Origin of the sequence: Brucella sp. 22210, from assembly GCF_052045675.1 — a bacterium.
Classification (GTDB): domain Bacteria; phylum Pseudomonadota; class Alphaproteobacteria; order Rhizobiales; family Rhizobiaceae; genus Brucella.
Map to the genome: position 1 here is coordinate 1 of NZ_JBQEPD010000007.1, position 25,637 is coordinate 25,637.

The window sequence follows — 25,637 nt, forward strand, 5'->3', positions numbered from 1 at the left end:
GTATTGGAACGTATCAATTTGTCGAAAGACGGACGATTAACAGTTATTCTTCAATAACTTAATCGTCCGCTCTTTCGAAACCAAGGCGCCCTCATCGGGCGCCTTTTTGTTTGGCGTCAGGCGACGCTCAAACGCACGTCGATATTGCCGCGCGTGGCATGCGAATAGGGGCAAACGATGTGAGCAGCCTGCACCAGCTCTTCCGCTTTTGCCTTTTCGACACCCGGAAGCGTCACTTCAAGCGCAACATCAAGGCCGAAACCAGTGCCATCTTCGCGCGGACCGATACCGACAGTGGCCGTGACCGTGCTGTCGGCTGCAATGGCAACCTTTTCCTTCGAAGCCACGAACTTCAACGCGCCAAGGAAGCATGCTGCATAACCAGATGCGAAAAGCTGCTCAGGATTGGTGCCCTCGCCGCCCTGACCGCCGAGCTCCTTCGGCGTATCGAGCACGACACTGAGGCGTCCATCTACGGTCTTGGCGCTGCCGGTGCGTCCGCCGGTTGCTGTCGACTGGGTGGTGTACAGAATAGGCATTCGGTTTCTCCTTCAGTTGAATTCATCTTCAAGCACAAGCTATCGAAAATTGAATTGCGCGCAATCTAATTTTGCGAAACCATTTCTCACAATTATGTGATGCACAATGCAATTGCGCATGACTTATGATAAGAAAGCTAAGCGCGAAAACGGCGTTTGAAGGAATTGGCGTATGACACAGGACTCATTTCTCAAACTCTCAAACATGGTCTGCTTTGCGATCTATTCGACCGCGAACGCCCTGACGCGCGCCTACCAGCCGATCCTGAGCAAACTGGACCTGACCTATCCGCAGTTTCTGGTGATGCTGGTGCTTTGGGAAAAGGACGATCAGACCGTTTCGGAAATTGGCGCGAAGCTCAATCTCGATTCCGGCACCCTGACGCCGCTTCTGAAAAGGCTGGAAACGGCAGGCCGCATCACGCGCCGCCGCGACCCACGGGATGAACGGCAAGTGCGCATCACACTCACCGAGGAAGGCCTCGCGTTGCACAAGGCGGCTGAGGCTGTGCCGGATCAGATCTTCTGTGCACTCGGTCAGCCGGTCGATGACCTGAAGGAGCTGCGCAGCCGCCTGCTCGACATTCGCAGCAATCTGGCCGACAGCGTGGAGCGCTAACACATCACCCTAAAAGAAAAGCGCCGGTATCCCGGCGCTTTCGCATTTCACAAGATAGCAGGGCTATCAGGCAGCAAGTGCCTTCGGCTTGATCAGGTCGCGAGCGACGAGCAGCTCTGCGATCTGGATCGTGTTGAGCGCTGCGCCCTTGCGCAGATTGTCCGAAACAATCCACATGGCCAGACCGTTTTCAACCGTGATGTCTTCACGGATACGGCTGATATAGGTCGCGTCTTCGCCAGCGGATTCATATGGCGTGATGTAGCCGCCGTCTTCGCGCTTATCGATAACCTGGCAACCCGGCGCTTCGCGCAGGATTTCACGGGCTTCTTCCGGCGAAAGCGGGTTTTCGAATTCGATGTTCACAGCTTCAGAATGACCAATGAAGACCGGAACGCGAACTGCGGTTGCCGTCAGCTTGATCTTCGGATCAAGCATCTTCTTGGTTTCGGCCACCATCTTCCATTCTTCCTTGGTGTAGCCGTCTTCCATGAAGACATCGATATGCGGGATCACGTTGAACGCGATACGCTTGGTGAACTTCTTCGCCGTGACAGGATCGGCCACGAAAACAGCGCGCGACTGTTCGAACAGTTCGTCCATGCCTTCCTTGCCCGCGCCAGAAACCGACTGGTAGGTCGAAACGACGACGCGCTTGATCTTGGCAGCGTCATGCAGCGGCTTCAGAGCAACGACGAGCTGCGCGGTCGAGCAGTTCGGGTTGGCAATGATGTTCTTCTTGGTGAAACCCGTGATGGCGTCCGGATTGACTTCCGGCACGATCAGCGGCACGTCCATGTCATAACGCCAGGCCGACGAATTATCGATGACGACGCAGCCCTGCTTGCCGATCTTTGGCGACCATTCCTGCGAAATCGTACCGCCAGCCGACATCAGGCAGATGTCCGTATCGGAGAAATCGTAAGTGTCGAGCGCGCGAACCTTCAGCGTCTTGTCGCCATAGGACACTTCCGTACCCTGACTGCGGCGCGATGCGAGCGCAACAACTTCATCAGCCGGGAAACCGCGTTCTTCGAGAATATTAAGCATTTCGCGCCCGACATTACCGGTGGCGCCGACAACTGCTACCTTGAAACCCATTTTTCGTCTCCTGTCCCTCTCCGCTTCCAGATCCGGAACCCCGCAGGCCACGCGGGTTATCCGTCCCCGGGCCAGACCCGGGGAGAGGGCGAGCAGGCCAAGGGAATCAGACCGTTTTCGTGGTCGTTTTAGTGATGGCCGTGAGTTTTTTGGTAATCGAAGGCATGCGCGCTGCCCCGGCAATGATGCCGGCAGTTCCAGACGAAACTGACGCTACGGTAACGCGATCCACGCGATTTCTCCTTCGTTCGGGATTGCTTTTACGCGCTTTATAAATGGAGTCAATTCTCCACCGCTCCCGCCCTGTATTTTTTTGCGCCGCAAGTAACCGTGACCGGCGTCAAGCTGTCGTTTTTGTCTCATACTAAAGACTACTGCCCGAATCTCCTTTTTAGGTTCATCATAATTTGGTGAGGAGAGCGCCCTCTTGTTGGGAGACAAGTTGGCGCATCAGACTGGTTCCATTTGCACGGCGAATGAAGCGCAGTCTTGCATTACCCATCATGGGCTCTGTTTGGGAGGACAGATTAATGGCAGTCTCGTCAAGTGCCGACGTCGGCACGCAGAAAATGACGGGCGAAGAACGCAAAGTCATCTTTGCATCGTCGCTTGGTACCGTTTTTGAATGGTACGACTTTTATCTTTACGGAACGCTCGCTTCCTTTATCGGCGCAGCCTTTTTCAACGAATATCCAGAAGCAACGCGCAATATCTTCGTTCTGCTGGCTTTTGCAGCGGGCTTTCTGGTGCGCCCGTTCGGTGCGCTTGTCTTCGGTCGCCTTGGCGATCTCGTCGGACGCAAATATACCTTCCTCGTGACCATCGTCATCATGGGCGCATCGACCTTTCTGGTCGGTCTTCTGCCCGGCTCGTCGACACTCGGCATTCTGGCCCCGATCATCCTGATCGCGCTGCGTATGCTTCAGGGTCTCGCGCTTGGCGGCGAATATGGCGGCGCGGCGACGTATGTCGCGGAACACGCGCCGAATAATCGTCGCGGCTTCTTCACCTCGTGGATTCAGACAACTGCAACGCTCGGTCTGTTCCTGTCGCTGCTGGTCATCCTCGGCATTCAGACGGTCATGAGCAAGGAAGCCTTCGCAGCCTGGGGCTGGCGTATTCCTTTCCTCGTCTCGATCCTTCTGCTCGGCATTTCCGTCTGGATCCGCATGCAGATGAGCGAGTCGCCTGCGTTCAAGCGCATGAAGGAAGAAGGCAAGACCTCGAAGGCGCCGCTTTCCGAAGCTTTCGGTCAGTGGAAGAATGCCAAGATCGCGCTTATCGCGCTGTTCGGCCTCACCGCCGGTCAGGCCGTGGTTTGGTATTGCGGCCAATTCTATGCGCTGTTCTTCCTTCAAAACGTATTGAAGGTGGAAAACCAGTCGGCCAATATCATGGTGGCCATCGCCCTTCTGCTCGGCACCGGCGGTTTCGTCTTCTTTGGCTGGCTGTCGGACAAGATCGGTCGCAAGCCGATCATCATGGCCGGTCTGCTTCTGGCTGCCGTGACCTACTTCCCGCTGTTCAAGGCTCTGACCAATGCCGCCAATCCGGCTCTGGCACAGGCTGAACAGACCATCAAGGCAACTGTCACTGCGGCACCTGGCGATTGTAACTTCCAGTTCAACGCCACGGGCACGTCCAAGTTCACCAGCTCCTGCGATGTCGCGACCAGCTTCCTCGCAAAAAGCTCGGTGCCTTATGAGGTCGTGCAGACCGCTGCGGCTGGCACGCCTGCAACCGTCACCATCGGCGATGCAACGATCACGTCCTTCGATGCTAACCAGGCTGGTGCTGGTGCAGCCGCCAAGCAGTCTGAACTGGCCCATGGCGTAAACCTCGCTCTCCAGAAGGCAGGCTTCCCACTGGTGCGCGATCCTGCAAAGGTGCCAGACAGCAAGCTTGACGCCTTCCTGACAGCCAATCCGGAACTCCAGCTCAATGCTGATGCCGTCCGCGCTGGCGACAAGGCAATGGTTCCTGCTGCCGATCTGGTGAAGCAGAAGCTCCTGACCCAGACTGAAGCCGAAGGCCTCGGCGTCAGCGCCGATCAGGCCGTCTACACCATCCCGAATGCAGGCGCATTCAAGATGGTGGCAGACCCCGCCAAGGTGAACTGGATCATGACAATTGCGATCCTGACCATCCTCGTCATCTATGTGACGATGGTCTACGGTCCGATTGCTGCAATCCTGGTGGAAATGTTCCCGACCCGCATCCGCTACACCGGCATGTCGCTGCCTTATCATATCGGCAACGGTTGGTTCGGCGGCCTGCTTCCGGCTGGCGTGTTCGCACTCAGCGCGGCCAAGGGCGACATTTACTATGGCCTCTGGTACCCGATCGTCATCGCTTCCATCACCTTCGTGATTGGCATGATCTTCGTCAAGGAAACCAAGGGCGTCGACCTGCACAAGCTCGACTAGTCCTGCGACAACAGCAATGCGAAACGCCGCCCCGAAAGGGCGGCGTTTTTGCGTCTGCATATAGAATTTCAGCGATATTGCGCTTCGATTTCAATCAGTTTCTGTTTGCGCCAGAGACCACCGCCATAACCGGTCAAAGAGCCATCGGCACCGATCACCCGATGACACGGGATGATAATGGCAATCTGGTTCGCCCCGTTGGCACGCGCAACCGCCCTGACGGCGAGCGGTTTGTCGATAGCCTGTGCAAGCTCGCTATAGCTGCGCGTTTCCCCTGCCCCAATCATCTGAAGTTCGCGCCACACGGCCTGTGTGAAAGCGCTGCCATGTAACACCATCGGCAAATCGAACGTCGGTGACTTGCCTTCAAAGAACGCGTTCAGCTGTCGCTCGACCAGATCATGCGTGCCGAAGCGGCCGATGCCGATATCGCCGCGGCAGGTGGCATAAAGTTTTTTCAACTCGGCGGAGAGCGCCTTACGGTCTGCAAATTCCAGCAGATGCAGATTTTTCGCATCGCAAATGGCGATCATCGTACCGAGCGGCGACTTGATCCAATCGGCGCGCAACAGGCCGTCACCGCGCAATTTTGCCGGTGGAAGACCGAGAATGCGGGCAAAGGCGCTACGAAACGCTTCCGGCGATTCAAAACCAGCATCGATCTGTGCGTCGATGACCCGGCCTCCGTCAGCCAAGGCCTGAAAGCCATGGCGCAGGCGTTCCTGCCGCGCCATTTCCAGAAATGTCATACCAAAGTGCCGTCGGAAGCTGCGCCGCACTGTGGAGAGGTCAAGCCCCATCCGCGCGACATCGTCCTCGCTCCAGCGGCGTTCGGGATCGTCCTCCAAAGCGTCGAGCAGCCTCTTGATGGAAGGCTCCGCTTCAGCTGCGGGTTGCAACGGATGACACCTTTTGCAGGCGCGAAAGCCATCCGCCATGCATTCAGCAACGGAAGCGAAAAAGCGGCAGTTTTCCCGGCGCGGTTTCCGCGCAGGGCAAGTCAGGCGGCAAAAAATGCCGGTCGAGACGACACCAACATAGGCCCTGCCCTCATAAGAGGCATCGCGGGCCAACAACGCATCGTAAAGTTTGTCTTGGTTTGGGAGCGTGAACAACATGACACGCATTCTTATCCGTCTATCCGGAAATTACAGCCTCAAATCGGGCATCTATTTCCGAAAAGAAAAGCCCGCCGGTATTGTCCAGCGGGCTTTCCAATTAGCATCTTATCGGCTGGTGATTAAGCCGAAAGCGCCTTGAACTTGGCGAGGATCGCATCACCCATTTCGGTGGTGCCAACCTTGGTCGTGCCTTCCGACCAGATGTCCGCCGTACGGATGCCATCGTCGAGAACACCGGCAATCGCAGCTTCCAGACGATCAGCTTCGGCCACCAGATTGAACGAATAACGCAGGCACATCGCAAGCGAAGCGATCATGGCGATCGGATTTGCAATGCCCTTGCCAGCGATATCCGGAGCCGAACCGTGGACCGGCTCGTAAAGCGCCTTGCGCTTGCCGGTCTTGGCATCAACTGCGCCGAGCGAAGCCGATGGCAGCATGCCGAGCGAACCGGTCAGCATGGCAGCAACGTCCGAGAGCATGTCGCCGAACAGGTTGTCGGTCACGATGACGTCGAACTGCTTCGGCCAGCGAACGAGCTGCATGCCGCCAGCATCGGCCAGCATATGCTCCAGTTCCACGTCGGAATGCTTTTCCTTGTGACGCGCGGTGACGACCTGATTCCAGAGCACGCCCGACTTCATCACATTGCGCTTTTCCATCGAGGTAACCTTGTTCCGGCGCGTGCGCGCCAGCTCGAAAGCCACATCGGTGATGCGTTCGATTTCGTAGGTATCATAAACCTGCGTGTCGATGCCGCGCTTCTGACCATTGCCAAGATCGATGATTTCCTTCGGCTCGCCAAAGTAAACACCACCGGTTAGTTCGCGCAGAATCAGAATGTCGAGGCCTTCGATCACTTCCGGCTTCAGCGAAGAGGAATGCGCGAGCGCCGGGTAGCAGATAGCCGGACGCAAGTTTGCGTAAAGCTGCATGTCCTTACGCAGGCGCAGAAGACCAGCTTCCGGGCGCACTTCATAAGGCACGCTATCCCACTTCGGGCCGCCAACAGCGCCAAACAGCGTGGCATCAGCAGCCAGCGCCTTCTCCATATCGGCATCCGAAATCGCCTGACCATGCGCGTCAAAAGCGCAGCCGCCAACCAGACCTTCCTCGGTTTCAAAGCCGAGCTTGAGGTCCGAATTGAGGTAAGCGATGATCTTGCGGACTTCCGCCATGGCCTCGGGACCGATGCCATCGCCGGGCAGGAGAAGAAGTTTTCTGGTTGCCATAATGCCAAGCCTCTGTTTTTCAATGCACAATCACGAAAAACCGGGCGTCTTCCGAAATTGTTTTTCAAAGTTCCGGGAGGGTTATAGAGCCCTGTTGCGTGGCAGGCAACAATCAGCAGGCATGAAACTTATGAAAAAGATCAGGGCCTGTGCAGAAATTAAATAACCAACGGGACGGTCAGTCCACCAGTGTCCGTGCTTCCGATGGCAGCATGATCGGAATGCCGCCACGCACCGGATAGGCAAGCTTTGCCTTGCGTGAAATCAGCTCGCTATGCTCTGCGTCATATTCCAGCGGCCCCTTGGTCAGCGGACAGACAAGCAGCTCAAGAAGGCGCACATCAATGCTGCCGGTATCGGTTGTTTCATTCACCATTTCATATCCTCCGGATCATTGCAGGCGCGATCCGTAATCGTCGTCTTTTACTCTCGCCAGCACCATTTCCGTAATGGCGATAAGCGTCGCAGCGCGTGTCTTGAGATCGGGCGCCTCCAGCAGCGCCTGTTTTTCCGCAGGGCCAAAGGGCGACATGATCGACAGCGCATTGACGAGTGTCTCGTTTCCGGCGCGGGCGATACTCTCCCAGTCGGCTTCCAGATTATGCGCTTCGAGATAATCCCGGAAGGCGCGCAGCAACGCTTCGCGATCAATATCCGCCGTATCGCGCACCTCTTCCAGATCGGTCAAAAACGGCATGATGCGGCACTGGCGATAAGGCTGGCGGCAATTGACCTCTTCCTTCACACGGAAACGACAGATGCCCTGCAATGTGATCAGCAATCTTCCATCGCCAGTCTCCGCATAGGTCGTTATGCGACCGAGGCAGCCAATACTGCTCAGAGGCGGGCGCAGGCTTTCATCCAGTTCGTTGACGGTCTCGTCGTCGTCTTCATCATCGATTTGCGGCTGGATCATACCGATGATCCGCTTGCCGGCGAGTGCGCTTTCAATCATCGCCAGATAACGCGGCTCGAATATGTTCAACGGAAGCTGGCCGCCGGGCAAAAGCAGTGCACCTTTCAGCGGAAATACCGGAACCAGATCCGGTATGTCGGAACCCGTTCTGTAACGGGCATTACCCACTTGCATTGCAACCTCCTTTGGAATGCTCCGCGCGATTGTTGCGCGCAGCATGCCGACAGTCCTGTTTCCCGCGGCTCGGCTCGCTTACGAAAACAGCAGCGAAGACAGTTTCCGGCGTGCCGAAAGCGTCGCCGGATCCGTATTGCCCCATGCTTCGAAGAACTGGAGCAGCTGCATGCGCGCACCGTCTTCGTTCCAGCTGCGATCAGCCTTCATGATGGTCAGCAATTCGTTGGCAGCATCTTCGCGACGGCCCTGCGCGTTGCGCACCTGCGCCAGATCAAAACGCGCCTGATAATCCTGAGGATCGGCCTGAAGGCGTTTTTCCAGTGCAACCGGATCACCAATCAGCTTGACCTGATCGGCAAGCGCCAGCTTGGCTTCAAGCGCGCGCACCGATGCCACATTCTGCTTGTCGGCGGGAATGGTTGCGAGAATTTCGCGTGCCTGCTCCGCATCGCCCGATTCCAGAACACAGGATGCCAGACCGACAATCGCATCAACATTGTCGGGTGCAGCCTGAAGGATCGAATTGAAAATGTCGCCGGCCTGCACGTAATCGCCAGATTCAAGCAGTTCCTGCGCGGCAGTAATCGCCTCGGCAATCGCGTTTTCCTGATCGCTCGGGCCGCCGATCTTGGCGATGAATTCCTTCACCTTCGATTCCGGCAATGCCCCCATGAAGCCATCGACCGGCTGGCCGTTGACGAAGGCGATGACCGCCGGAATGGACTGAATGCCGAGCTGGCCCGGAATGGACGGATGATCGTCAATGTTCATCTTGACCAGCTTGACCGCGCCGCCTGCTTCCTTGACGGCTTTTTCGATGACCGGCGTGAGCTGCTTGCAGGGTCCGCACCAAGGGGCCCAGAAATCGACCAGAACCGGCTGCTGGCGCGATTCGGCCAGAACGTCGGTCTGAAATGCGGCTGTCGTCGTATCCTTGATCAGGTCCGATCCGCCTGCTGGCGCGGACGCCGAACCGAAAGAAACATTTGCCGTCATCTGGCCGCCCGCATTGGCGTAAGGATTGTTCTGGCTGGTCATGGAATATTCCTCATATCTTCCGGCTCGTTCATGCACCCCGCATCACAGCCGGTGTCGATCTTTCAGTTCGTGCCAATCAATTTGTATCTGTTCCGGCGGATTTCAAGACGCGTAGTCTATACCGTTGCGTCTGCCTTCGCACCTTCTGATACTGCAAGGATACGCGGTTCGTGGCCGGTCGATTTCAGAAAAGTGATCAGGTCTTCACGGCGGATTGAGGTGGTCGCCTCATTGGTCAGCGGGTGTCCGTTGATGACATCATATTTCATCAGATCTGCATCGATAATAACCTGAACATTGTGATCGCGGTCATTGATTGCGCCAAAGACGGTCACCGATCCCGGAATGACGCCCAGATATTCCAGCAGCTTCTCCGGTTTACCGAACGAAACGCGGCTTGCAGCACCGATTACCTGATGGATCGATTTCAGATCGACCACGGCATCCTCTTCCACGGTCACGAGAAAGAAATTGTCCTTCTTGTCTTTCAGGAACAGGTTTTTCGTGTGTCCGCCGGGAATTTCGCCGCGCAACCCTTGGGAATCTGCAACCGTAAACAAAGGCGGGTGCTCAACGGTCGTCACCTCGATGCCGAGATTTTGCAGATGATCGAGAAGCTCCTTCGGCGACAAGGCCATGATTCCACCCATTTCTATTCAATATTCAAATTGTTCCGTACAGGCTTATAGACCAAGCGCCCGATAGCTGTAACCACCCGAACGGAACTTTGGACAATCTCCGAAAATAGACATTTTATTGTAATTTCCCTGTTGCATTCCGAAAAGCCTTAGTCCATATACCGCCTGCCTGACGGAAACGACTTTCTTCGGAAACGTTTTCAGGTCGAAACTGGCGCGAGCGGGTGTAGCTCAGGGGTAGAGCACAACCTTGCCAAGGTTGGGGTCGAGGGTTCGAATCCCTTCGCCCGCTCCAGTTTCCAGCAGGCATTTTCAAAATCCCGGCATCGTCCGGGATTTTTGCTTTTATGGACCTCTTTTTCAAACCGAGTTCAACAATTCGCCAGCGAAACTGAGCTTGCGCTCAGTTGCCGACAAATTCGAACTTGTCCACGTCGACCAGACCGCGATCCGTGATCTTCAGATGCGGAATCACCGGCAGCGCGACAAAAGCCAGTTGCAGGAACGGTTCTTCGAGAACAGAGCCCAGCTCTTCCGCCGCATGGCGCAGCTTCCGCAGTTCCTCGCGTACCACTTCGTAAGGCTGGTCGCTCATAAGCCCGGCAATCGGCAAAGGCAGCTCGGCCAGCACCTTGCCATCCCGCACGACAACGAAGCCGCCTTCGATTTCGCCAAGACGGTTAGCCGCGACGGCGATATCTTCGTCCGATGTGCCGACGACACAGATATTGTGGCTATCATGGCTGACAGTCGACGCAATGGCCCCTGCTTTCAGCCCGAAACCATGCACGAAACCGGTGGCGATATTGCCGTTCTTGCCGTGACGCTCGACCACCGCGATTTTCACGACATCCTGTTCCAGATCCTGCTCAACGCCCTTCGGCCCGACTTTCAGCTCGAATTCGAGGCTCTCGGTGATGATCTTGCCCGGAATAATACCGATGGCGCGCGTCTTGCCGCTATTTGAATGCGAACGGAAATTGGCGGCACCAACACGCTGCGCCTTCACGCTGTTGCGCCCCACTTCGGAGATTGTCTTGCGCTGGGCAAACAGGTCTTCCGAAACCACGCGTCCAGCCGACAAAACGATCTCGGCATGGCAACCTTCCAGACTGTCCACAACAACGAGATCGGCGCGCTGTCCCGGGGCCACCAGCCCGCGGTCGAACAGGCCAAAAGCACGGGCCGCGGAAACACTGGCCACACGATAGATGGCCAAAGGCGACACGCCATCAGCAATCGCCGTGCGGATCAGATAATCCAGATGACCCTGATCCGCGATATCCAGCGGATTACGGTCGTCGGTGCAAAGTGCCAAAAACTGCGCATGGCGCTCCGTGATAATCGGCATCAGCGCCTTGAGATCTTTGGAGACCGAGCCTTCGCGGACCAGAACATGCATGCCCTTGCGCATTTTCTCCAGCGCTTCTTCCGCGCTTGTAGCCTCGTGCTCGGTTCGAATTCCAACAGAAATGTAGCCGTTCAGATCCTTGCCGCGCAGCAGCGGTGCGTGACCGTCGATGTGTCGTCCCTGAAAAGCCTGCAGCTTGGCCATACATTCCGGGTCCTTGGCCAGAACGCCTGGAAAATTCATGAACTCGGCCAGACCGATCACCTTCGGATGATCCGCGAAGGGCAGAAGATCGCCGATCAGCAGTTCCGCGCCTGCCGTTTCCATATGGGTGGCGGGCACACAGCTCGACAGCTGAACGCGAATGTCCATCACGGTTTCCAGCGCGCTGTCGAGAAAGTATTTGATACCTTCCGCGCCCAGAACATTGGCGATTTCATGCGGGTCGCAGATCACCGTCGTCACGCCTTGCGGCAACACGCAGCGATCGAATTCATGCGGCGTGATATGCGAGGATTCGATATGCAGATGCGTATCGATAAAACCCGGAACAACAATGCGTCCCGTAATGTCGATTTCCTGCTCGCCGGAATAGGTGCCGAACGTGCCGACGATGCGATCGTCACAGATCGCAATATCGCTTTCCACGAGTTCGCCAGTGACCAGATCGAAGAAGCGACCACCTTTCAGCACGGTATCGGCAGGCTCGCGGCCCACGCCCTGATCGATCATCCGTTCCAGCATCGCTAACTCCGTTCACACCTGAATCAATTCAAGTAAGTTATCATAATGCAAGATGCGGCGGTAAGGTCGCCCTTCCGCCGCATCTGCGCCAATCATTGCCTGTGTTAGCGGCGATATTCCATCATACGGCTGCGGCTCAAAACCAGTTCCAGACGATTATCGTCGAGTTGGTGCAGACATATGCGCCGCGTCCACGGGCCATCCTGCAACGTAAAAAGCGCCCGACCATTGCCAATGTCTTCCAGCGGCATCGCGCGACGCGTAGGGCCGATACCCCAAATCACATGCCCGTCCTTGATGTCGAAACTGGCGCCATAGGCTGATGCCTGCCAGTGGCCATCCAGTTCTCTTCCGGCAGGCGTCACCGATGCCGGTTTCAGGCGGCATGGAGCATAGCCGATTTCGCCTTCCAGCGCCTCGCCCGTCCAGCGCAACTTGACCGGCGACGACGCCGAGAGCGACGAGAACCAGCCATCGTCGACATTGTACAACGTGTCTTCCGCATCAAGACAGTTTGCGACGCCATTGCGCATTTCGAGCCATAATGGGCCAGTTTCCGCGACGTAAAGCCCATCGGGAATAGCGCAGCTGGTATCGGGTAGCTGCAAGCCGTACAGAGCAGCCATGCAGTCCCGCGCGATTTTATACGTGTTGGCGTCTTCCCGGTTGGAGACGACAACCATGCCGCTTTTCTCCTGCGGATCGAGCAGAAAATAGCTTTTGTAGCCGGGATGCGAACCGCCATGCCCGACAAATGCCTTGCCGTCCACCCCGTTCCAGCGCAGGCCAAGACCATAGCCTGTCGGACGTCCGCTCGACAGGTTCCGCTCGGCAGATAGACTGGCGAGCAATCCCTTATAGGCGCCCTCACCCTCCAGCAGCGCTTGCGCCCATATGGTCAATGCCATGCCGCTGCCAACCAGAGAGCCAGAAGCGGAGAGGTGTAGACCAGCAGCGCTCAATTGCCATTTATCACCCGACTTCCAGTACCCCGGCGCCAATCCCTTGACGGGATCGTTCCAGAGGTCAGGCGTAGCGATCGACAGGCCGAGCGGCACCGAAACTTCAGACTGTATGAAATCGCGGAAGCGGAAACCCTTGCGCTCCAATGCGGCTTCGACCAGACGATAGCCGGTATTGGAATAGGAAATTTCGCTGCCTGCTTCGAAATTGAGCCGGGTCAGCGATGCGAGAAAATCCAGAAGCTGGTTCGCCTCGGTCTGCGTATAGACGGAAAGGCCAAGCAGCGTCAGGCATTCGCGCGCATCGGGCAGACCGCTGGTCATGTCCAGCGCCCGGCCGACAGTCACATCGGCCAGCGGGCTTTGCAGCTCGGGCAGATGGTCGCCAAGGCGATCATCAACGCTGATGACATCGCTATGGCGCAAAACCATGGCGCAGAATAAATGCTTGGTGATTGAGGCATAGCGCACGACCGTATTGGCCGTAAACGGAACACCCGTTGCGAGGCTTTCCAGCCCGCCCGCATAGGCAAATTTGACCCCGTCCAGATCAAAACCGATAATCACGCCGCCGGGCTCGTCTTTCGCCCAGCTTCTCGAATAGACCTTCGCGGCCTGCGAGGCAGCGTTCCAGTCTGCATGCATTGACATAAGATCTCCGTCAGACAGCTCTTGCATTTCAACGCTCTCTGCGTGCGCATTCCCCCGCCGCCGAGCTGTTCCACGATCCAGGATGCCGGATGTATGCTTTTTCAAGAAACATCGGGGGCGGCATTCCAAGCGATTGTGGCCGGATTGCAGATAAAGCGGATTCTCTTGTCCATGCAAGACCGCCAGACAGCGTCACATGCGACACATGTTGCAGAAAACTCGTTTGCAATTTGCTGTCTGCGGGTCCACTACCCCCATGAACTGAACGATCAGCGTGAAGGAAATCTCCCAAGATGGCGACAGAACAACTGATTCCGGTATTCGATGGGCACAATGACGTTCTGCTGCGTTTATGGTCTTCCAACAAGCCCACCCCCGAAAAGCGGTTCCTTGAAGGTGAGGACGTCGGACATATTGACCTTCCCCGTGCCCGTAAAGGTGGGTTGGGCGGCGGACTATGCGCAGTCTATGTTCCGTCCCCTGCACGTGAGCTGGATGCCGATGGTAATCTGCCGACACCAAGCCAGCCGGACGCCATGAAGGCGACACTGGGCATGGCGGCAATCCTGCAAAATATCGAACGCAAATCGATGGGACAGGTGCGCATCTGCCGGACTGCCGCAGACATTCGCGATGCATTCGCCAAGGGCATCTTCGCTTCCGTCTTTCATATTGAAGGCGTGGAAGCTTTCGATGAAAGCCTCGACGCGCTTTATGTGCTGCATGCGGCGGGCCTGAGAACACTCGGTCCGGTATGGAGCCGCCCCAATATTTTCGCCCATGGCATTCCCTTCCGCTTTCCGTCATCGCCGGATATCGGACCGGGCCTGACCGATCACGGCAAGGCGCTCATCCGCGCCTGCAATGAATTAAAGGTTATGGTCGATCTGTCCCATATGAATGAAAAAGGGTTCTGGGATATCGCAGCGCTGTCCGATGCACCGCTGGTTGCATCGCATTCCAATGCCCATGCGCTTTGCCAGCAGAGCCGCAATCTGACCGACCGGCAGCTCGACGCCATTCGCGATACCGGCGGTCTTGTCGGCCTGAATTTCGGCGTCGGCTTCCTGCGCGAGGATGGCAGGCGCGACCCGAATACCGATCTGAATGAACTGGTGCGTCATGCGGATTATATCGTCAATCGCATCGGCATCGATCACCTTGCGCTGGGTTCGGATTTTGACGGCACAACGATCTCAAATAGCCTGCATAGCGCCGCCGATCTTCAGCGCGTGATCGCGACTTTCCGTGCGCATGGCTACGACGATGCTTCCATCGTCAAGCTCGCCCATGGAAACTGGATTGACGTGCTTGAACGCACCTGGGGCGAATAAGCAGCTGAACCAATCTACACATCTCAATAGGATATCGAGGAGGCCCTCCAAGGCCTCCTTTTTTTCGTTCAAGACAGCGGCTGCAGTCTTCGCTACTGTGCCCTGACTGTCTCGTCTTCGGTGTCGAGCCCCTGAAATAATCCACAGCCGTTCACAATTTTTCGCGGGGCTTTCGATTTTTTTCTTTTTTAGTACTACTATTTTCGAGTTTACTCTGGCATTGGGAAAATCGAAGGTTGATCCTTCACAAAAAATTGCATTCATATAAGCGCTACATAAAAACAGGGTTGCGCAAAGCAGACACGCCGGGATCGGCTAAGCCTGAATGCAGCCACTCAGCATGAGGAGGAAACATGCTTACCCGTCTGATCACGACTTCCGCGCTCACAGGCGTTCTTGCTCTTTCCATCGGTTCGCAGGCATTTGCCCAGACCGAATTGTCCTGGTGGCACGGCATGACCGGCGCCAATAACGAAATGATCAATGAACTCACCAAAGAGTTCAATGAAAGCCAGAGCGATTACAAGATCGTCCCGGTTTACAAGGGCAGCTACCCTGAAACGTTGAACGCAGGCATCGCCGCGTTCCGTTCCAAGCAGCCGCCGGCAATTCTTCAGGTCTTCGACGCTGGCAGCGGCGTGATGATGGGCGCTGAAGGCGCTGTGGTTCCGGCAGCCGAAGTGCTGGAAAAGGGCGGCTTCAAGTTCGACAAGTCGCAATATCTGCCGGGTATCGTCGCTTATTATTCCAAGCCGGACGGCACGATGCTGTCCTTCCCGTATAATTCCTCGTCGCCGATCCTCTATTACAACAAGGATGCCTTCAAGAAGGCTGGTCTGGACGAAAACAACCCGCCAAAGACCTGGCCGGAAGTGTTTGAAGCCGCAAAGAAGATCAAGACGAGCGGTGCCGCCCCTTGCGGCTTCACCTCGACCTGGCTGACCTGGATCCAGACCGAAAACTTCGCAGCCTGGAACAACGTTCCTTACGGCACCAACGAAAACGGCCTTGGCGGCACCGATGTGAAGCTGGAAATCAACTCCCCGCTTTACATCCAGCACTTCCAGTCGATTGCCGATCTCGCCAAGGATGGCGCATTCCGTTACGGCGGACGCACCTCGGAAGCAAAGCAGCTCTTCACGTCCGGTGAATGCGCGATGCTGACGGAATCGTCCGGCGGTCTCGGCGATGTGGTCAAATCCGGCATTAATTACGGTATTGGCCAGTTGCCTTATTATGAAGGTCATGGCCCGCAGAACACCATCCCCGGCGGTGCCGCGCTTTGGGTTTTCGCTGGTCTCAGCGACGATCAGTACAAGGGCATTGCACAGTTCTTCAACTTCCTGTCGCAGACCAAGATTCAGGTCAAGCTGCACGAGAAGTCCGGTTATCTGCCGGTAACGCTGGCCGCTTACGAAGAAACCAAAAAGTCGGATTTCTATGAAAAAAATCCGGGCCGCGAAACGCCGATCCTTCAGATGATGGGCAAGGAGCCGACCGAAAACTCCAAGGGCGTGCGCCTCGTCAACCTGCCGCAGGTGCGTGATATTTTGAACGAAGAGTTCGAAGCCATGCTCGGTGGCAAGCAGGACGCGAAGACCGCGCTCGAAAACGCCGTCAAACGCGGAAACGAAGCGATCGCAGCCGCGCAATAAATTTTAAATCGAGCAATGCCGCCTGCTCATGATCGAGCGGGCGGCTTTGTTTCCTGCAAGGAAATCGCCCGTGCAGAAAGTCACGTTTCCCAACAAGATCTTACCCTATTTCCTGCTGGCGCCGCAGATCGCGTTGACGCTGGTGTTCTTCTTCTGGCCAGCCAGTCAGGCCATTTATCAGTCCTTCATGCGTGAAGACGCATTCGGCCTGAAATCCACTTTCGTGGGACTGGCAAATTTCAGCACGGTTCTTTCGGACCCGAACTATCTGCATTCCTTCAGGGTCACGATTGTCTTCAACGTCCTGACCGCGCTTCTCGCCATGGGCGCAGCCCTGTTGCTGGCGACTGCGGCTGACCGCGTTATACGCGGCAAGACCCTCTATCGCACATTGTTGATCTGGCCCTATGCGGTGGCGCCTGCCGTCGCCGGTATGCTCTGGCTATTCATGTTTAACCCGGCCATGGGCACGCTTGCCTATATCCTGCGTCGCAATGGCGTTGCCTGGGATCCGCTTCTCGACGGCAATCAGGCCATGGGTCTCGTTGTTTTCGCAGCCGCGTGGAAACAGATTTCCTACAATTTTCTGTTTTTTGTCGCAGGCTTGCAGGCAATTCCTAAGTCGTTAATCGAAGCGGCAGCCATTGACGGCGCGCGCGGTGCGCGGCGCTTCTGGACCATCGTGTTTCCGCTGCTGGCCCCCACCTCGTTCTTTCTGCTGGTGGTCAACACGACCTATGCCTTCTTCGACACGTTCGGCATCATCCACGCTGTCACCGGGGGCGGGCCTGCTAAGGCCACGGAAACGCTGGTCTACAAGGTTTACAATGACGGCTTCGTCAATCTAAACCTCGGCTCGTCGTCTGCCCAGTCGGTCATTCTGATGGCCATCGTCATCGCCCTGACTGCCTTCCAGTTCCGCTTCGTTGAGAAGCGCGTGCATTATTCGTGAGCGAGGCGGCCATGATCGAAAAACGCCCCATCTCCAATCTGATCGGTCATCTGATCCTGATCCTCGGGATCATCATCGTCGCCTTTCCGATTTATTACACCTTCGTCGCCTCGACGATGAGTTCTTCGGAAATCATCCGTCCGCCAATATCGCTCCTGCCCGGCAATCACCTTGTCGAGAACTATAACGAAGCCATATTCGGCGGCGTGGAGCGCGTTGTCGGCGTCAGCCTTGAAAGGCTGCTGTGGAACTCGTTCGTCGTGGCGATGGCGATTGCCATCGGCAAGATCATCATCTCGTTCATGTCGGCTTTTGCGATTGTCTTCTTCCGCTTTCCGCTGCGCATGTTCTTTTTCTGGATGATCTTTGTGACGCTGATGCTGCCGGTCGAAGTGCGCATCCTGCCGACCTACAAGGTTATCGTCTATCTTGGTCTGATCGATACCTATGCGGGGCTGACACTGCCGCTGATGGCATCGGCGACCGCGACATTCCTGTTCCGGCAATTCTTCCTCACCATTCCGGGAGAACTGGTCGAAGCCGCACGCATCGATAATGCAGGACCGTTCCGCTTCATGCGCGACATTCTCCTGCCCCTGTCGAAGACGAATATCGCGGCGCTCTTCGTCATTCTCTTCATTTACGGATGGACCCAGTATCTCTGGCCTCTGCTCGTTACCAATGATGCGAAAATGAACACCATCATCATCGGCCTGCGCCGCATGGTCGATTGGGCCGACGCTTCCACCCCGTGGAACTATGTCATGGTAACGGCAATTCTGGCCATCATCCCGCCGATCCTCGTTGTCGTGCTGATGCAGCGCTGGTTCGTCAAAGGTCTCGTGGAAACGGAAAAATAATGAGCAAGATCGTTCTTGATAATGTCCGCAAGAGCTATGGCGGCGGTATTGAAGTCATCAAAGGCGTTTCACTGGATATTCAGGATGGCGAATTCGTCGTTCTCGTCGGCCCATCGGGCTGCGGCAAGTCCACGCTTCTGCGCATGATCGCCGGTCTGGAAGGCATCACCGGCGGCACGATTGCCATTGGCGACCGGGTTGTCAACGATGTCGAGCCAGCCGAGCGCGACATCGCCATGGTGTTCCAGAACTATGCGCTCTATCCGCACATGACAGTTCGCGACAACCTCGCTTATGGTTTGAAAAACCGCAAAACACCGAAAGACGAGATCGAACGCCGTATTGGCAAGGCCGCCAAGGCGCTGGAGATCGAACAGTTCCTCGATCGCAAGCCGCGCCAGCTTTCGGGCGGACAGCGCCAGCGCGTCGCCATGGGTCGCGCTATTGTGCGTGAACCGGCGGCATTCCTCTTCGATGAACCGCTTTCCAATCTCGATGCCAAGCTGCGCGTGCAGATGCGCGTCGAGATCAAGCGTTTGCAGCGTTCGCTCGGCACAACCAGTGTCTATGTGACCCACGACCAGATGGAAGCCATGACCATGGCTGATCGTCTCGTTGTGCTGAATGCCGGGAATATCGAGCAGGTCGGCACGCCTATCGAGCTTTACGAGAAGCCTGCCTCGACCTTCGTTGCGACCTTCATTGGCTCTCCGTCGATGAACCTGCTGGAAGGCGGCGCAAGCACAGTCTGGCAGCCGGGGAGCGCCATCACCGCCCCGTCGGGCAAGTTTACGCTGGGTGTGCGTCCGGAAGACATGCGCATTCATGAAGCCGGGGAACCGGCAGCAGACGGTTTCAATGCCGATGTGCGCATCGACGCGATTGAGCTGGTCGGCGCGGAAAGCTTCATCCATGGCTCTCTGTCCGATGGCAAGCCGCTGGTCTTCCGCGTGGCCGGTCGTTCCAGCCACACGATTGATGAAGTTGTGAAGGTTGGCGCTTCAGCGCAGAACGTGCATCTTTTCGACGCGGATGGCCGCCGTATCGGCGACTGATTGAAACAGCCTTGCGCTCTACAACCGGAGCGCAAGGCACTCTCGCTTTTGCAGCGCGCATCATTCACGGCGCCCGAATAATCAATTTCCGTTTGAAATTTTATGCGTTACACAGAAAAGGAATAATTTTCTCATTTCTGGGAACGCGTACTGAATGACTCATCAACAAATACTATCCTTCGCTGTGATCGTACTTATGATGGGGGCATTTATCTGGGGCAAGTTTCGATACGACATTGTGGCGCTTTGCGCACTTTTGCTCGGCATCGCGGTTGGTGTTGTTCCCTTCGATAAAGCGTTTACTGGCTTTAGCGACGACATTGTCATCATCGTTGGCAGCGCACTGGTGGTCAGTGCGGGCGTTGCGCGCTCCGGCTTGATGCAGTTGGCCGTGCAGCGGTTTCTGCCGGAAATGAACAGCGTTCGATTGCAGCTCGCCGTCCTGGTCGCCATCGTGACGGTCCTTTCCGCCTTCGTGAAAAATGTCGGGGCGCTGGCGATCATGATCCCGGTCGCCTTTCAGTTTGCCCGCCGCTCCAATGTTTCGCCCTCCACATTTCTGATGCCAATGGCCTTCGGCGCGCTGCTCGGCGGATTGATGACGCAGGTTGGCACCTCGCCCAATATCGTTGTATCGCGCATTCGTGGAGAAATGGTCGGCGAACCATTCACCATGTTCGACTTCACACCCGTTGGCGCAGTTCTTGCCGCCGTCGGTCTTGTCTATCTCGTGTGCTTCTACTGGCTGGTACCACAGCGCACCCGTGAAAATGTTTCTCTCGACGAAGCCATCAAGATCAAGAACTACGCTTCGGAAGCGCGCGTTTCAAAATCCTCTCCGCTGGTTGGCAAACAAATATCCGAACTTATCCGCCCTGCCGAAGGCGAGGCCATGGTCACGGCCATTATCCGCAAGGAAGGGCGCATCACGCCCCTGCCCGACACGGTGCTTGCCGAAGATGATATCGTCATGCTGGAAGGCGACCCGAAAGCGCTCGATACAGTTGTCAGCGCCGGAAAGCTGACCCTGTCCGAAAATCGCGACCCGAAAGACACGAGCGGCTCAACCGATATCGAAGTGGTAGAGGCGGTTATCGGCAAGAACTCACATCTTGTCGATCTGTCGGCGCAGCGGCTGGAGCTTTATGCGCGCTATGACGTCAATCTTCTCGCCGTCAGCCGTCCGGGCGAGCGCATTACCGAGCGTTTGAGCGAAGTGCGCCTGCGGTTCGGCGATGTGCTGGTGCTTCAGGGCAGACAAGCCAGCCTATCCACCTTCCTGCCTGAATTCGAGCTTCTGCCTTTGGCACGGCGCAAACTGATGCTCGGCAATGTCCGCAAGAGCCTCATCCCGCTGGCAATTCTGATTGTTGCCATTGGCGCAACTGCCTTGAGCATCGTACCGGTTGCCGTTGCGTTTTTCGCAGCCGCAGTTGCGATGCTGCTTTTCAAGGTCATACCGCTCAACGAAGTTTATGACGAGATTGACGGGCCTATTCTGGTGATGCTGGCGGCACTGATACCGGTCTCGGACGCACTCAGAACCACGGGCGGCACCAATCTGATCGCCGAAGCGCTCGCCACTATAGGCCACCAGCTGCCACCCGCCGGTGCCCTGGCGCTAATCCTCGTGGCTGCAATGATGGTCACGCCGTTTCTCAATAATGCCGCCACAGTTCTGGTCATGGCGCCCATTGCGACCAGCTTTGCCTCCGGCCTTGGTTTCAAGCCGGAAGCTTTTTTGATGGCCGTGGCCATCGGCGCAGGGTGTGATTTCCTCACCCCTATCGGCCACCAGTGCAACACGCTGGTTATGGGACCCGGCGGTTACAAATTCAGTGACTATCCGCGCCTTGGGCTGCCACTTTCCATCATCATCGCCATCGTGACCGTGCCGACACTAATGTTCTTCTGGCCGCTTAACTAGAGTTTCTGAGCGCGGATCCAGCCGAGGCTTTCCGCCACAATCTTCTCAACCGGGTCGGCTACGTCGGCCCGGAAAACAAGCGGCTCACCCACCGGGCTTTCCAGCGTTGCAATCTGGCTTTCAAGCATGGCGACCGGCATGAAATGGCCTGTACGGTGGCCCATATGCTCATGGAGAACTTCGAAAGTACCGTCGAGAAAAATGATCATAACCGGCGCTCCGGCAGCGGCGCGCAAACGGTCACGATAGACTGCTTTCAGCGCCGAACAGGAAACGACGATGCCATCATTTGCTGCGGCAAGGTGCTCGCCAATCTTGTCCAGCCAAGGCCAGCGATCATCGTCCTGAAGCGGGATACCCGCAGACATCTTATCGACATTGGCCTTTGGGTGTAGCGAATCCCCTTCCAGAAAGGGCAACTGCAATTCGGCAGCAATCTTCTCGCCGACAGTGGACTTTCCGGACCCCGAAACGCCCATAACAATCATACGCAGCATCAATATCCTCACAGGCTCGCCGATGCGCTGGCATCGGCATGCGAAGTCAAACAATCTTCGCAAAAACAAAACGGATCACGCAACACGAGCGATGTGCGGCGTAACCCGTCGACCTGTCAAGCTTCCGTGGAAAATAATCCGCCTTGGCGCAAAGGCTCTTAGTTCAGTGGGATCGCGTTCCCATCTTTCTGGGACTGATAGGCACCGGACATCGCATCATATTTGGCGCGAACGGCATCAAGGCGCTTTTCAAGCCGCGACCGATCCGGCTCCGGCAAGGCTGCAACCAACTTGGGCAAAGAATGGCTATGCCAGAAGGCATTGTCGCGATTATAGCCGCCCGGCTCCAGCGTGAAGACTTCTTTCAGAATTTTCAGATCGTGCGGGATGGAAAACGCATCGCGCGAATCTTCGTGGCTGAACAGATAATAGAAATTGTCGAAGCCGCTCCAGGTGATGGCCGAGAGGCACATTGAGCATGGCTCATGGGTTGAAAAGAACACCATATCCCTGGTGTTCGGTCTGCCCTTTTCCGGCATTTCATAAAAGCGCTTCAGCGTGTGTACTTCACCATGCCAAAGCGGGTTTTCCGTCTCATTGTTGGTTTCCGCCAGAACGAGCGAAAGATCGGACTTTTGCAGCAGGGCTGCACCGAAAATCTTGTTGCCAGCGGCAACGCCTTTTTCCGTCAGCGGGATGATATTGTTCTCAAGGACTTCAATCAGTCGTTCCAGAAGCTTCAGATCATTCGACTGCAAAGGCTCTCTCCTCATCTACCAGCGAGAAATGCGCCGGGCGCGAACGCCCGGCGTTACAAGACTATTCTGCGAAGAACGCGAAGCGGATCACAAACAGGGCAGCGACCAGCCAGGTTGCAAGATGAACCTCGCGTGCCTTGCCGGTGAAGGCCTTGAGCACGACGTAGCTGATGAAGCCGAAGGCAAGACCGTTAGCAATCGAATAGGTCAGCGGAATAGCCAGTGCGGTCAGCGCAGCAGGCGTTGCTTCCGTAATGTCCTGCCAATCGATTTCGGTCAGTTCGCGCATCATGAGGCAAGCCACATAGATCAGCGCAGGTGCGGTTGCGTAAGCAGGGACCGAACCGGCGAGCGGCGAAATGAACAGGGCAGCCAGGAACAGCAGCGCTACGACCAGAGCCGTAAGACCGGTGCGACCGCCTGCCTGAACGCCAGAAGCGCTTTCGACATAAGCCGTCGTGGACGAGGTGCCCAGCAGCGAGCCGCCGAGAATGGCCGTGCTGTCGGCAAAGAGCGCGCGACCGAGACGGTTCGGCTTGCCCGGTTCAATCAGGCCACCACGCTTGGCAACGCCGATCAGCGTCCCCGTGGCGTCGAACACTTCCACCAGCACGAAGACCAGGATCACGTGCAGAATGCCGGTATGGAGCGCGCCCATAACATCAAGCTGCAGGAAGGTTGGCGCAAGGCTTGGCGGTGCGGAGAACACGCCATTGAACTGGCTGATGCCGAGCGCAATCGACGCAATCGTAATCACCAGAATGCCGATCAGGATCGAACCGCGAACCTTGAGCGCATCCAGAACAGCGATGATGAAGAAACCGGCGATAGCAAGCAGCGTACCGGCTTTGGTCAGATCGCCAAGACCAACAAGCGTTGCTTCATTGCCGACCACGACGCCTGCGGTTTTCAAGCCGATGAGCGCCAGGAACATACCGATACCGGCTGCAATCGCACTTCGAAGCGAATGCGGAATGCCTTCCACCAGCCAGCGGCGGATACCCGTTACCGTCAGAAGGAGGAAGATGACGCCGGAAATGAAAACCGCACCGAGCGCCTGCTGCCAGCTGAAGCCCATGGCTCCAACGACCGTGAACGCGAAGAACGCGTTGAGGCCCATGCCGGGCGCCATGCCGATCGGCCAGTTGGCGACAAGCGCCATGATGATCGAACCGAGCGCGGCGGCGAGACAGGTCGCCACGAAGACCGCGCTTTTATCCATGCCCGTGGTGGACAGGATATCCGGGTTGACGAAGATGATGTAGGACATCGTCAGGAAGGTCGTCACGCCGGCGATGATTTCCGTCCGCGCGTTGGTGCCGTGTTCCTGTAACTTGAACAGCTTTTCGAGCATCGTTCCTCCGAGGCAAGTAGGCCCGTTTCTCGGGTGCCCACGCCAACTCCGCCACGGACAGATTTGCTGCGCCGCCACGGAATACAGAATGGAGCAAACCCTGTGGGATTGCCAAAATGTTAGACGCCGCCGCATTTTGCACGGACGGACTGGTTCCCCTTACACCTCATTGCAGACAAAGCACAGTTCCCTACCGCGATCCGTACACAATTCTGCCTTGAGAATGCCTATTTATTGACTTGATGGAGTGTGGACTGACTTGCGCGCCGACGCCAGTTCCCCATTTGCCGGGAAATATTTGAAAGTGCTTCAAAAAAAGCGCCCACCTCGGCGGCGGACGCAGTTTTCAACCCATTGATTAGAAAACGCTTTTCAGCAATAGCGCGGTCACATACAGACCAAGCGCAAAGAATGTGTGCGCAACAAGGTTCATAATACGGACATGCTGCGCATTCGGCAGACGGGATGCTGCCCACCCGATTCCAAGTCCCGGCTGCAACAAGAACCAACCGGCCGCGACGGTGAGTATGCCAAAGATCCAGGCCGGAAGAAAGACAGGGTTCTCGAACCACGCCGCCCCGCCATAAAATGCAAAAATCACGCCATAGAGAATGCCGACGACATAATGGCCGATCCAGCCAAGCGCGACTTCGTGCCGGTAGGGTGTGGCCTTGCCGATGTCATCATGGAAAATCTGACCTTCGCGCAGATGCCAGAACCAACGACCAACCCGTCCCCAGTTCGGAAGCGACTGTCCCGGCATGGCAGCCAGTACGATTGCCCAAATATCCATCACGACTGTTGCGCCGATCCCGATCAGGATACCACGCCAAAAAAGGTCCATCATCTTGCGAGCCCCATCGTCTTGCGAGCTTTAATGTCATCGGGCGATCAGTTAGCAATCTGATCGCCCGATGCGCAAGGATGCCAGTCTCAGTATAGTTATTTTCACACAATATTACGGCAAAGCCGCTGTAATAATCGCTTGAATAGTCATTGGTGGGAAAAGAATGTGATGATGAAGAACACCCGAGATCGGAACATCTCGATCGTGGTGCGCCCTTCATCATCAGCCCCCGCGAGATTGAGTATATGAGGGGCCGCATAATAAACAATTCGAAGTTGTCTCATATCGAGATCATAAATGTCCCATATGCGATTTTACCCCTAATAAAAGGGGTGAAAGAAGACCAGACGACAATCCGCGCGCTCGACATGTCTGTCGCTCGTCCAAGAATATTTATTTCGATCGGTGTTGGAAAACTTTGCCAGCGAGAAAGCGCTGAACGTACCAGAAAAATCTAAAATACTGTTTTCGGTATAGCTAAAAAGCAAAAGCGCCGGGACTGGAGACCGACGCTTTGTCACTTTATTTCGATTGTACTTGACGGGCGACCCTTGGAAAGACGCTCCATACGCACTTATCGACCGAATACGGCGCTCTGGATCTGCGAACGCGAAACGCCGATGTCGGCAAGAAGATGGTCGTCCATTGCACCGAGTTCACGAACTGCACGGCGACGGGATACATACTGTTGGAATTTCTGACGAATGTTCATTTGCTCTCTCCTCGTTTGGATGATGCTCAAATAGGCGTTTGTCTAAATTTCCACCACGGATATGATTGCAAATGAGGCATGCGTTTTCGCGAGGGCTCGAAGCCTTGAAAAAGGCGAAATCGCACGTCTCAATTTATACTGGCGAGAGGTCGATTTTTACTAAAATGTCTT

23 protein-coding genes and 1 tRNA gene are annotated in these 25,637 nt (G+C 56.1%); 9 read left to right on the forward strand and 15 right to left on the reverse strand.

Features of this window, described 5'->3' with window-relative positions:
* Positions 1-116: 116 nt before the first annotated feature.
* Positions 117-539, reverse strand: a complete 423-nt coding sequence (locus ACTJKP_RS11025; RefSeq protein ID WP_440630677.1) for an organic hydroperoxide resistance protein — start codon at positions 537-539, stop codon at positions 117-119.
* Positions 540-711: 172 nt separating this feature from the next.
* Between ACTJKP_RS11025 and ACTJKP_RS11030 the strand changes: the two genes are divergently transcribed.
* Positions 712-1,158, forward strand: coding sequence for a MarR family winged helix-turn-helix transcriptional regulator (locus tag ACTJKP_RS11030; RefSeq protein WP_440630678.1), 447 nt, complete (start codon positions 712-714; stop codon positions 1,156-1,158).
* Positions 1,159-1,224: 66 nt separating this feature from the next.
* Here the strand turns inward: ACTJKP_RS11030 and ACTJKP_RS11035 are convergent, their stop codons facing one another.
* A complete protein-coding gene (locus ACTJKP_RS11035; protein ID WP_078336898.1) occupies positions 1,225-2,259 on the reverse strand; it encodes an aspartate-semialdehyde dehydrogenase in 1,035 nt (344 codons plus the stop codon).
* Between the two features lie 530 nt (positions 2,260-2,789).
* Between ACTJKP_RS11035 and ACTJKP_RS11040 the strand changes: the two genes are divergently transcribed.
* Positions 2,790-4,685: an MFS transporter gene (locus ACTJKP_RS11040; protein ID WP_440630679.1), complete on the forward strand. Its 1,896-nt coding sequence runs from the start codon at positions 2,790-2,792 to the stop codon at positions 4,683-4,685.
* 68 nt (positions 4,686-4,753) lie between these two features.
* Here ACTJKP_RS11040 and ACTJKP_RS11045 read toward each other — a convergent pair whose 3' ends face one another.
* From ACTJKP_RS11045 to ACTJKP_RS11070, 6 genes are all read right to left on the reverse strand, one after another.
* On the reverse strand, positions 4,754-5,803 hold the full coding sequence (locus tag ACTJKP_RS11045; RefSeq protein WP_440630680.1) for a bifunctional transcriptional activator/DNA repair enzyme AdaA: 1,050 nt from the start codon (positions 5,801-5,803) through the stop codon (positions 4,754-4,756).
* A gap of 122 nt (positions 5,804-5,925) precedes the next feature.
* The gene (gene leuB, locus ACTJKP_RS11050; protein ID WP_440630681.1) at positions 5,926-7,038 is read right to left on the reverse strand and encodes a 3-isopropylmalate dehydrogenase; all 1,113 of its coding nucleotides are present in this window, start codon (positions 7,036-7,038) and stop codon (positions 5,926-5,928) included.
* Between the two features lie 178 nt (positions 7,039-7,216).
* Positions 7,217-7,414 (reverse strand): Trm112 family protein, encoded by a 198-nt coding sequence (locus ACTJKP_RS11055; protein ID WP_210276438.1) that lies wholly within the window; start codon positions 7,412-7,414, stop codon positions 7,217-7,219.
* A gap of 15 nt (positions 7,415-7,429) precedes the next feature.
* Entirely contained in the window at positions 7,430-8,128 is a 699-nt protein-coding gene (locus ACTJKP_RS11060; RefSeq protein WP_440630682.1) for an LON peptidase substrate-binding domain-containing protein, read from the reverse strand.
* Between the two features lie 78 nt (positions 8,129-8,206).
* Positions 8,207-9,169 carry a thioredoxin gene (trxA, locus tag ACTJKP_RS11065; protein WP_440630683.1) on the reverse strand — a complete coding sequence of 321 codons (963 nt, stop codon included), beginning with the start codon at positions 9,167-9,169 and terminating at the stop codon, positions 8,207-8,209.
* A gap of 116 nt (positions 9,170-9,285) precedes the next feature.
* Positions 9,286-9,807 (reverse strand): prolyl-tRNA synthetase associated domain-containing protein, encoded by a 522-nt coding sequence (locus ACTJKP_RS11070; RefSeq protein ID WP_440630829.1) that lies wholly within the window; start codon positions 9,805-9,807, stop codon positions 9,286-9,288.
* A gap of 220 nt (positions 9,808-10,027) precedes the next feature.
* Between ACTJKP_RS11070 and ACTJKP_RS11075 the strand changes: the two genes are divergently transcribed.
* Positions 10,028-10,102 (forward strand) — tRNA-Gly (locus ACTJKP_RS11075).
* Positions 10,103-10,210: 108 nt separating this feature from the next.
* Here ACTJKP_RS11075 and ade read toward each other — a convergent pair.
* Together ade and ACTJKP_RS11085 are read right to left on the reverse strand one after the other, a co-directional pair.
* Positions 10,211-11,902: an adenine deaminase gene (ade, locus tag ACTJKP_RS11080; RefSeq protein WP_440630684.1), complete on the reverse strand. Its 1,692-nt coding sequence runs from the start codon at positions 11,900-11,902 to the stop codon at positions 10,211-10,213.
* Positions 11,903-12,006: 104 nt separating this feature from the next.
* Positions 12,007-13,515, reverse strand: coding sequence for a serine hydrolase domain-containing protein (locus ACTJKP_RS11085; RefSeq protein WP_440630685.1), 1,509 nt, complete (start codon positions 13,513-13,515; stop codon positions 12,007-12,009).
* Positions 13,516-13,808: 293 nt separating this feature from the next.
* Here ACTJKP_RS11085 and ACTJKP_RS11090 point away from each other — a divergent pair, with 293 nt between their 5' ends.
* The 6 genes from ACTJKP_RS11090 to ACTJKP_RS11115 all read left to right on the forward strand — a co-directional run bounded on the left by ACTJKP_RS11090 (position 13,809) and on the right by ACTJKP_RS11115 (position 21,298).
* Positions 13,809-14,849, forward strand: a complete 1,041-nt coding sequence (locus tag ACTJKP_RS11090; RefSeq protein ID WP_440630686.1) for a dipeptidase — start codon at positions 13,809-13,811, stop codon at positions 14,847-14,849.
* Positions 14,850-15,202: 353 nt separating this feature from the next.
* Positions 15,203-16,504, forward strand: coding sequence for a sn-glycerol-3-phosphate ABC transporter substrate-binding protein UgpB (gene ugpB / locus ACTJKP_RS11095; protein WP_078336891.1), 1,302 nt, complete (start codon positions 15,203-15,205; stop codon positions 16,502-16,504).
* Between the two features lie 70 nt (positions 16,505-16,574).
* Positions 16,575-17,456, forward strand: coding sequence for a sn-glycerol-3-phosphate ABC transporter permease UgpA (gene ugpA, locus ACTJKP_RS11100; RefSeq protein ID WP_078336890.1), 882 nt, complete (start codon positions 16,575-16,577; stop codon positions 17,454-17,456).
* Positions 17,457-17,467: 11 nt separating this feature from the next.
* Complete coding sequence (ugpE, locus tag ACTJKP_RS11105; protein WP_440630687.1) at positions 17,468-18,316, forward strand: sn-glycerol-3-phosphate ABC transporter permease UgpE; 849 nt, start codon at positions 17,468-17,470, stop codon at positions 18,314-18,316.
* Complete coding sequence (locus tag ACTJKP_RS11110; RefSeq protein ID WP_440630688.1) at positions 18,316-19,371, forward strand: sn-glycerol-3-phosphate import ATP-binding protein UgpC; 1,056 nt, start codon at positions 18,316-18,318, stop codon at positions 19,369-19,371. Before ugpE ends, ACTJKP_RS11110 begins: the two co-directional genes overlap by 1 nt.
* 154 nt (positions 19,372-19,525) lie before the next feature.
* Positions 19,526-21,298 carry an SLC13 family permease gene (locus tag ACTJKP_RS11115; protein WP_440630689.1) on the forward strand — a complete coding sequence of 591 codons (1,773 nt, stop codon included), beginning with the start codon at positions 19,526-19,528 and terminating at the stop codon, positions 21,296-21,298.
* Here ACTJKP_RS11115 and ACTJKP_RS11120 read toward each other — a convergent pair.
* The 5 genes from ACTJKP_RS11120 to ACTJKP_RS11140 all read right to left on the reverse strand — a co-directional run bounded on the left by ACTJKP_RS11120 (position 21,295) and on the right by ACTJKP_RS11140 (position 25,466).
* A complete protein-coding gene (locus tag ACTJKP_RS11120) occupies positions 21,295-21,795 on the reverse strand; it encodes a gluconokinase (protein ID WP_440630690.1) in 501 nt (166 codons plus the stop codon). The genes ACTJKP_RS11115 and ACTJKP_RS11120 overlap by 4 nt on opposite strands.
* Before the next feature lie 158 nt (positions 21,796-21,953).
* Complete coding sequence (locus ACTJKP_RS11125; protein ID WP_440630691.1) at positions 21,954-22,553, reverse strand: deaminase; 600 nt, start codon at positions 22,551-22,553, stop codon at positions 21,954-21,956.
* 61 nt (positions 22,554-22,614) lie between these two features.
* On the reverse strand, positions 22,615-23,907 hold the full coding sequence (locus ACTJKP_RS11130) for an NCS2 family permease (protein ID WP_078336885.1): 1,293 nt from the start codon (positions 23,905-23,907) through the stop codon (positions 22,615-22,617).
* 358 nt (positions 23,908-24,265) lie between these two features.
* A complete protein-coding gene (locus ACTJKP_RS11135) occupies positions 24,266-24,754 on the reverse strand; it encodes a DUF2938 domain-containing protein (RefSeq protein WP_440630692.1) in 489 nt (162 codons plus the stop codon).
* Positions 24,755-25,328: 574 nt separating this feature from the next.
* Positions 25,329-25,466: a DUF1127 domain-containing protein gene (locus ACTJKP_RS11140; RefSeq protein WP_078336882.1), complete on the reverse strand. Its 138-nt coding sequence runs from the start codon at positions 25,464-25,466 to the stop codon at positions 25,329-25,331.
* Positions 25,467-25,637 lie beyond the last annotated feature (171 nt).

Coding starts and splice junctions, on each gene's coding strand:
- ACTJKP_RS11055 (WP_210276438.1), bottom strand. CDS start 7,414: ATGGTGAATGAAACAACCGATACCGGCAGCATTGATGTGCGCCTTCTT.
- ACTJKP_RS11115 (WP_440630689.1), top strand. CDS start 19,526: ATGACTCATCAACAAATACTATCCTTCGCTGTGATCGTACTTATGATG.
- ugpE (WP_440630687.1), top strand. CDS start 17,468: ATGATCGAAAAACGCCCCATCTCCAATCTGATCGGTCATCTGATCCTG.
- ACTJKP_RS11090 (WP_440630686.1), top strand. CDS start 13,809: ATGGCGACAGAACAACTGATTCCGGTATTCGATGGGCACAATGACGTT.
- leuB (WP_440630681.1), bottom strand. CDS start 7,038: ATGGCAACCAGAAAACTTCTTCTCCTGCCCGGCGATGGCATCGGTCCC.
- ACTJKP_RS11140 (WP_078336882.1), bottom strand. CDS start 25,466: ATGAACATTCGTCAGAAATTCCAACAGTATGTATCCCGTCGCCGTGCA.
- ugpB (WP_078336891.1), top strand. CDS start 15,203: ATGCTTACCCGTCTGATCACGACTTCCGCGCTCACAGGCGTTCTTGCT.
- ade (WP_440630684.1), bottom strand. CDS start 11,902: ATGCTGGAACGGATGATCGATCAGGGCGTGGGCCGCGAGCCTGCCGAT.
- ACTJKP_RS11135 (WP_440630692.1), bottom strand. CDS start 24,754: ATGATGGACCTTTTTTGGCGTGGTATCCTGATCGGGATCGGCGCAACA.
- ACTJKP_RS11030 (WP_440630678.1), top strand. CDS start 712: ATGACACAGGACTCATTTCTCAAACTCTCAAACATGGTCTGCTTTGCG.
- ACTJKP_RS11040 (WP_440630679.1), top strand. CDS start 2,790: ATGGCAGTCTCGTCAAGTGCCGACGTCGGCACGCAGAAAATGACGGGC.
- ACTJKP_RS11130 (WP_078336885.1), bottom strand. CDS start 23,907: ATGCTCGAAAAGCTGTTCAAGTTACAGGAACACGGCACCAACGCGCGG.
- ACTJKP_RS11025 (WP_440630677.1), bottom strand. CDS start 539: ATGCCTATTCTGTACACCACCCAGTCGACAGCAACCGGCGGACGCACC.
- ACTJKP_RS11120 (WP_440630690.1), bottom strand. CDS start 21,795: ATGCTGCGTATGATTGTTATGGGCGTTTCGGGGTCCGGAAAGTCCACT.
- ACTJKP_RS11110 (WP_440630688.1), top strand. CDS start 18,316: ATGAGCAAGATCGTTCTTGATAATGTCCGCAAGAGCTATGGCGGCGGT.
- ACTJKP_RS11085 (WP_440630685.1), bottom strand. CDS start 13,515: ATGTCAATGCATGCAGACTGGAACGCTGCCTCGCAGGCCGCGAAGGTC.
- ACTJKP_RS11045 (WP_440630680.1), bottom strand. CDS start 5,803: ATGTTGTTCACGCTCCCAAACCAAGACAAACTTTACGATGCGTTGTTG.
- ACTJKP_RS11035 (WP_078336898.1), bottom strand. CDS start 2,259: ATGGGTTTCAAGGTAGCAGTTGTCGGCGCCACCGGTAATGTCGGGCGC.
- trxA (WP_440630683.1), bottom strand. CDS start 9,169: ATGACCAGCCAGAACAATCCTTACGCCAATGCGGGCGGCCAGATGACG.
- ACTJKP_RS11060 (WP_440630682.1), bottom strand. CDS start 8,128: ATGCAAGTGGGTAATGCCCGTTACAGAACGGGTTCCGACATACCGGAT.
- ACTJKP_RS11070 (WP_440630829.1), bottom strand. CDS start 9,807: ATGGCCTTGTCGCCGAAGGAGCTTCTCGATCATCTGCAAAATCTCGGC.